The following is a 3,918-nucleotide window of genomic DNA, read 5'->3' as shown; positions in this document are numbered from 1 at the left end:
GGCAGTCCATGCCGCTGCCGCCGCATCGCTGGCCGGCCAAGCATTCAACGATGGCACAGCGGACGATAGCCGCCGCGACTCGCAACACCAGCAACAGGGCTCCCAGCCGCAGCCAAACACCGCGCAGGACCCGCCCACATCGAACAACACCTCCTCCCAGCAGCAGCAAGCGATGCGTGACAGGGCCGCGAGCGAGCGCGAAGCGCCAAGGCAGCACTTTGTTAACCATCTTCGCGGTAACGCTGGTGAGAAGACGTCCCCGACATCGGCGCGCGAGCGTCGCAGCGGCATTTACGCCTGAACCTTTTGAGGCCTCCAAGGTAGCACGATGAGCGACGAGACCGAGAAAAAGCCCAAGAAGAAGGGCAAGGGCATCCTGATGAAGGTTGTCGGCGGCGTTGTCCTGCTGGGCGCGGGCGGCGGCGGCGTGTTCGGTCTGATGCAGGCGGGAATCATCGGCAGTCATGCCGAGGCCAAGGAAGACAACACGCCCAAATTGGTTCGCAAGGGCGACGAAGATCCCTATGCGCAGAAGAAGGAAGGCGAAGGCGAGGGCGGCGGTGAACCGGTCTATGGCGAGGGCGGCAGCGAGTATCGCACGTCCTACTATACCTTCGACGGCGATTTCACGTCCAACCTCAAGGGTTCCGACTCGCTGATCCAGGTAAGCCTGGCCGCCTCCACCCGGCGCGACGGCCGGGTGCTGATGTGGCTGAAAGAGCATGAGCTGGCGATTCGCTCCGCCATGCTGAACGTCCTGGCGGACACCTCGGAAGAGGAAGTTTCATCGATCGACGGCAAGGAGCGCCTGCAAAAGCGCCTGACCGCGTCGATCAACCACGTCCTCGAAGAGGAAGAAGGCTTCGGCGGTATCGACGATGTCTTCTTCCGCAGCTTCATCATCCAGTAGGCGGATCAGTGCGACCCGACCACTCCTTCATCGTCGACCGGGTAGCGGCGCAGCATTGCGCCGAGCTGCTTGGTCCGACCACGCCCAGCGTGGCGGAGCTGGCCCCCTCACTCGCACTGCTGTCCGGCCGCCTGGCCCTGGCCTTCGCCGGTGGCCTTGCACGTCTTTCCGGCACGGAAGAACCTTCCGTGCGCCCCGATGCGCCGCGGACCCTGCTCGCCAGTCAGTTGGGCCATGAAGCGCCCGACCTCGCCAGCTACGCGGTGCTGGCCATCGGGCCAGAGCGCCATCAGGTGCTGCTGACATGCGCGGCCGATCCGGTGTTCCGCCTCGTCGATCGCGCTTTTGGGGGTCGTGGCGTGGTACCCAAGCCGCTGCCGCAAAGCTTCCCGCTGTCGGCCGAACTGTTGGTGCAGCGCCTGGAGCAGACCCTGGCCGCCGCCCTGCAGGAAGCGCTGGGCGGTGCTCTCGCCGCGACTCCCTTGCAGCGTGACACCCGCCTGTCGCAGATCGCGCCGTTCACGCCGGACGAAACGGTGTTCGAGCTGGCGATGACGGTGGAAGAGCCCGGCTGCGAGCCTTGGGTTCTTTCGCTGACATTTCCGCAGGCGACGCTCGCCGCGCTGTTCGCCGGGCGCGAGCGCAAGCTGCCGAAGCTTTCGACGCCGCATTCACCCGATCCGATGAGCGAGCCCTATGCCTCGCTACCGATCACGCTGAACGCCACGGTGGTGGACATGATGGTGCCCTTCACGCGCCTTGCCGCGTTGCAGGTGGGCGATGTGATCCCGGTCGCCATCGCCCGCCAGGTACCCTTGAAGGCCGGCGAGCGCACGATCGCGGTGGGCTCCATCGGCGAGTTCGAGGACCGCGTCGCGATCCAGATCAACACCGCTTTTTAGTTTCGACACAACTGTTTTCGCCTGAACTGGGGAGTTCACCAATGTCCATTCACCCTCGCGGTTTCGACTTCCTGAAAGATGTCGACGTTCGCCTCTCGGTCGAGCTTGGCCGCACCGACATGAAGCTGAAGGACGTGCTCTCGCTCGGGCCGGAAAGCGTCGTCGTGCTGGATAAGCTGACCGACGAGCTGCTCGATGTGCTGGTCAACGGCAAGCCGATCGCCAAGGGTGAGATCGTGGCGCAGAACGGCCGCTTCGGCCTGCGCATCGTCGAACTTGCCGGCGAACAACAGAACGCCCCGGTCGCCGAAATCGCGCCCGTGGACTTTGCGGCTCTTGGTGCCGGAAACCTGGGCTGATGCTTTGGTACATCCTCAAGCTGCTGATCATGCTGCCGCTGATCGGCCTCGCGATCTGGGGCTGCCTGAAGCTGGCGCAGAAGGTACAGGCCAAGACCGGCATGGGGGGCGGCGCGGGCAAGTCCGTACGAGTGATCGAGACGACCATGCTCTCCCCCACGCTGAAGCTGGCGGTGATCGAATTCCACGGGCGTGAGATCCTGGTCTCCGCCGGGCGAAACGGCCTGACGCGCTTGGCGGAAGCGCCTGCGCGGGCGCGGGAGATCGTGGAGTGAGCCTCGCGCGCGTCATCACGCGCGGGTCGGCCATACTGGCCAGCGCGATCCTGCTTCCCACGCAAGCCTTCGCCCAGGCCCAGTCCGCGGCACCCTCTGCCATTCCCGGCGCGCTGGATCGCGCGTTCGGCTCCATGGGCGGCACCGGCGGCCAGGGCATGACGCTGTCTTTGCAGCTCCTCATGATCATGGGGCTGCTGACGATCCTGCCCAGCCTGATCCTGATGATGACCAGCTTCACCCGCATTCTGGTGGTGCTGTCGATCCTGCGCCAGGCGCTGGGCCTGCAACAATCCCCGCCTAACCAGGTGCTGATCGGCCTTTCGCTGTTCCTGTCGCTGTTCGTGATGGCGCCGACGCTGGAGCAGGTGAGCAACCGCGCGATCCAGCCCTACTCCGCCGGGACGATCAACTCCGAGCAGGCGATCCAGAACGCGGGCCAGGAATTCCACAAGTTCATGATTCGCCAGACGCGTGAGCGGGACTTGTCGATGTTCGCCGAGATGGCCAAGGCCCCCAAGTTCCAGAACACTGCCGACGTGCCGTTCTCGATCCTGCTGCCCGCCTTCGTCACCAGCGAATTGAAGACCGCGTTCCAGATCGGCTTCATGCTGTTCCTGCCGTTTCTCGTCATCGATCTCGTGGTCAGCTCGGTGCTGATGAGCCTGGGCATGATGATGATGAGCCCGATGATCGTCTCGCTGCCGTTCAAGCTGCTGCTGTTCGTGCTGGTCGATGGCTGGGCGCTGCTGATGGGCTCGCTCGCCTCAAGCTTTGGTTAACCATTTTAGCCGAGGAGATAAGCCATGGACGATATCACTGCGCCTCTCGCACTGGCTGACCAGATGCTCTGGACCACCGCCCTCGTCGCCGCGCCGATTCTGCTGGCCTCGCTAGCGGTCGGCCTCGTCGTCGGCGTGATCCAGGCGGCGACTTCGGTGAACGAGCAGACGCTGACATTCGTGCCCAAGCTGGCCATCACCGCCCTGGTGCTGGTGATCATGGGCGGCTCGATGATGGCCCTGGTGGGAGACTTCACGCAGGACGTCTTCGCCCAGATCGCGACCATCTCGAAGTAGCGAAGGCGCACCGCCCGTGCTCCAGCTGGATTTCGGCTTCGGCCCGCTGGAGGCGGAATTCTGGCGCCTCGTCTTCGTCATGACCCGGGTGGGCGCGGCCATGGTCGCCGCTCCGCTGTTCGGCATGGCGGGCGTCCCCGCCCAGGCGCGCGTTATGGCGGCGGGGGCCGTCGCCGTGCTGATCTGCGCCTGGTCTCCGGTGACCGGCCCCGCGAACCTTCTGTCCGTCGCCGGGCTGGTGAGCGTCGCGGGTGAAGTCCTGGTCGGCGTGTCGCTCGGCTTCGTACTGCAGTTCGCCTTCGCCGCCCCGATCATCGCCGCCGAAATGATCGGCGGAGCCATGGGCATGAGCGTCGCCACCGCCGTCGATCCCAATTCCGGCTCGCAATCGCC

Annotated in this window: 7 protein-coding genes and 1 pseudogene; all 8 read left to right on the top strand. The window is 65.0% G+C overall.

Translation table 11 applies throughout. The annotated features are described in order from the left end of the window. Positions 1–301, top strand: a pseudogene (locus ACHWRX_RS13420) (hypothetical protein); the annotation flags it as partial. A gap of 27 nt (positions 302–328) precedes the next feature. Further along, a complete protein-coding gene (gene fliL / locus ACHWRX_RS13415; RefSeq protein ID WP_183615488.1) occupies positions 329–910 on the top strand; it encodes a flagellar basal body-associated protein FliL in 582 nt (193 codons plus the stop codon). 8 nt (positions 911–918) lie between these two features. Further along, positions 919–1,812 carry a FliM/FliN family flagellar motor switch protein gene (locus tag ACHWRX_RS13410; RefSeq protein ID WP_394659567.1) on the top strand — a complete coding sequence of 298 codons (894 nt, stop codon included), beginning with the start codon at positions 919–921 and terminating at the stop codon, positions 1,810–1,812. A 41-nt stretch (positions 1,813–1,853) separates the two neighbouring features. After that, complete coding sequence (fliN, locus tag ACHWRX_RS13405) at positions 1,854–2,171, top strand: flagellar motor switch protein FliN (protein WP_058736227.1); 318 nt, start codon at positions 1,854–1,856, stop codon at positions 2,169–2,171. Next, the gene (locus ACHWRX_RS13400) at positions 2,171–2,446 is read left to right on the top strand and encodes a flagellar biosynthetic protein FliO (protein WP_183615489.1); all 276 of its coding nucleotides are present in this window, start codon (positions 2,171–2,173) and stop codon (positions 2,444–2,446) included. The genes fliN and ACHWRX_RS13400 overlap by 1 nt, the downstream gene beginning before the upstream one ends. 47 nt (positions 2,447–2,493) lie before the next feature. After that, positions 2,494–3,228 carry a flagellar type III secretion system pore protein FliP gene (gene fliP / locus ACHWRX_RS13395; RefSeq protein WP_394659568.1) on the top strand — a complete coding sequence of 245 codons (735 nt, stop codon included), beginning with the start codon at positions 2,494–2,496 and terminating at the stop codon, positions 3,226–3,228. Positions 3,229–3,252: 24 nt separating this feature from the next. Next, the gene (locus tag ACHWRX_RS13390; protein ID WP_058736229.1) at positions 3,253–3,525 is read left to right on the top strand and encodes a flagellar biosynthetic protein FliQ; all 273 of its coding nucleotides are present in this window, start codon (positions 3,253–3,255) and stop codon (positions 3,523–3,525) included. Positions 3,526–3,541: 16 nt separating this feature from the next. Beyond that, on the top strand, positions 3,542–3,918 hold a 377-nt coding region (locus tag ACHWRX_RS13385; RefSeq protein ID WP_394659566.1), incomplete at its 3' end, for a flagellar biosynthetic protein FliR.

This window comes from uncultured Novosphingobium sp. (genome assembly GCF_964277725.1).
GTDB classification, from domain to species: domain Bacteria; phylum Pseudomonadota; class Alphaproteobacteria; order Sphingomonadales; family Sphingomonadaceae; genus Novosphingobium; species Novosphingobium fluoreni.
Note: the sequence above shows the minus strand (reverse complement) of the source record. Positions and strands in the feature narration are given on the sequence as shown.

Coding starts and splice junctions, on each gene's coding strand:
- ACHWRX_RS13390 (WP_058736229.1), top strand. CDS start 3,253: ATGGACGATATCACTGCGCCTCTCGCACTGGCTGACCAGATGCTCTGG.
- ACHWRX_RS13400 (WP_183615489.1), top strand. CDS start 2,171: ATGCTTTGGTACATCCTCAAGCTGCTGATCATGCTGCCGCTGATCGGC.
- fliN (WP_058736227.1), top strand. CDS start 1,854: ATGTCCATTCACCCTCGCGGTTTCGACTTCCTGAAAGATGTCGACGTT.
- fliL (WP_183615488.1), top strand. CDS start 329: ATGAGCGACGAGACCGAGAAAAAGCCCAAGAAGAAGGGCAAGGGCATC.